Source organism: Acinetobacter sp. CIP 102136 (assembly GCF_000369685.1).
Lineage (GTDB): Bacteria > Pseudomonadota > Gammaproteobacteria > Pseudomonadales > Moraxellaceae > Acinetobacter > Acinetobacter fasciculus.
Genome location: NZ_KB850142.1, coordinates 1500295 through 1502094, shown reverse-complemented (window position 1 = coordinate 1502094; position 1800 = coordinate 1500295). Strand labels below are relative to the sequence as shown.

Below are 1800 nucleotides of genomic sequence, written 5' to 3'. Positions count from 1 at the left end.
GACACACAAAGTGACCCAAATTGAAGAATTGCTGCCGCACTGCTGGAAACCTAAATCGAATTAAAAAATAGGTATGGGATTCAGCGGACGCTTACTTTTTTCTAGCAAGTTCAATAGCAGTTTCGAATGCATCTTTCACATTTTTTTCATATGAAAAGTCGAATCCCTTAGTATATTTAGAAACTGAAAATGAACCATTATTGTTGCTAATTACTTTTTCTTCGTGGTCACGAAGAATAGTTCCTTGAGGTGGGGTAGCTAGGCAAAAATCTTTTTGTTCTATTGCATCCCAGTTCTTCCACTCAGCAATAACATTGACACGACATCCTCTTACTACGTAAGTTCGCTCGCCTCCATCAAATGGACAGTCTAAAGGCAAGTCAGTAGTATTATCACATGTCAAACAATCTTGAGCTAAGATTTGTTGATTTCAGGACAATATTATTATTAACCCGAATCCTGTTTAAGCCGATGAATCAATAATTTGAATTGTTGGCTTATTTCGATGGGTTAATTGATATGCGCATAGCGAGGCATAAATTCCTCCAAGAAATCCATGAATGCTACGTGCTTTACTCGTCACTAAATTGTACTGACCTTTCAATAAACTGAATATTGTTTCTATCTTATTACGTTGTCTTAGGTGATATTCATCTGATGTGCAGAGTTGAATAGCCTTCATATTCTTCCGATGATAGGTTATTAAATCAATACCTTGATCTTGTAGCCTACTTTTTAACTCTTGGCTGATGTAGCCTCGATCCCCATAAATTTTTGCTTGTATACCAGCAACTAATTGATCAACCAATTGGTCAACCATTTTTACGTCAGCAACATGTCCATTCGATAAAGCAGAACAAGTAATTTCCCCAAACTGGTTCATTACAATATGTAATTTACAGCCATAAAACCAACCCATTGAACTTTTACCTCGAGATGCGATTTTAGCTAAAGATTTATGGCGTTGAATCCGTTGATTTTTACAAACTGGCAGAGTTGTTGAATCAATCCATAAATATTGTGTGTCTTGGCCTCTCATCAGTGCCACATGTAAAGCGTGTAGGGCCAATTGATGTCTATTGATTAGATAAATCATCCGTTGGTAACAGGGTAAGCTTTTAAATAAATGACCTTTATCCTGTTTCAACCATGTGAAAAATGCTTTGAAATTAGTGAAATGAGAACATTTATACCAAATCGCAATAAAAGTGATTTCTGAGATACTCAAGTGAGCAATTCGGACTCTGGAGAAACGACGACTTTGTTTAAGGAAATTCCAATAGGTTGCTTCAAATTTAAGAAAGAAATCATCAATTACGCAAAATAATTCGGTACTATTAAACATCGGGACTAGAGTTTTAAGTTTTGTGTGGTAACTCAACTGATGGCTCTAGTCCTCTTATTTTTCAAGCCCCTTTCTTATCCGCGATTCGGGTTATTATTAGAACTATGGGTAAAGCACCAAGTCTGCCTATCATAATTAAGCTTCCTTTATAGCAAAACTTTAAAATAAATTGTTTGATTAAATATACTTTTTATTCATTAAATCTTTCTTATGCTGCTTTAATTTTAGCTTGTTTTTTAAGCATAATCTTGGTGTATTAAATATTATTTAATTTATATAATAATCTCTATGTGACAAAATTTGGGTTATAAAATATTTTATTTAATATAATATCTATTATATTAAATCAAAAAGCCTAGATAAGTTGTCATTAAAAAGTAAACATGTATTCTTTTCCGAATTGGTTTGATACTTTCTCCACCCATTGCTCTATTTTGTCAGCTGTCATGACTTGA

2 protein-coding genes and 1 pseudogene are annotated in these 1800 nt (G+C 33.8%); all 3 read right to left on the bottom strand.

The genetic code is table 11. From position 1 onward, the window contains the following. Nucleotides 1-91: 91 nt before the first annotated feature. A complete protein-coding gene (locus tag F893_RS12640; protein WP_034436241.1) occupies nt 92-403 on the bottom strand; it encodes a hypothetical protein in 312 nt (103 codons plus the stop codon). A 60-nt stretch (nt 404-463) separates the two neighbouring features. Beyond that, entirely contained in the window at nt 464-1345 is an 882-nt protein-coding gene (locus F893_RS12635) for an IS982 family transposase (RefSeq protein WP_005252364.1), read from the bottom strand. Nucleotides 1346-1715: 370 nt separating this feature from the next. Further along, nucleotides 1716-1800: pseudogene (locus F893_RS18305) on the bottom strand (transposase); the annotation flags it as partial.

Coding starts and splice junctions, on each gene's coding strand:
- F893_RS12635 (WP_005252364.1), bottom strand. CDS start 1,345: ATGTTTAATAGTACCGAATTATTTTGCGTAATTGATGATTTCTTTCTT.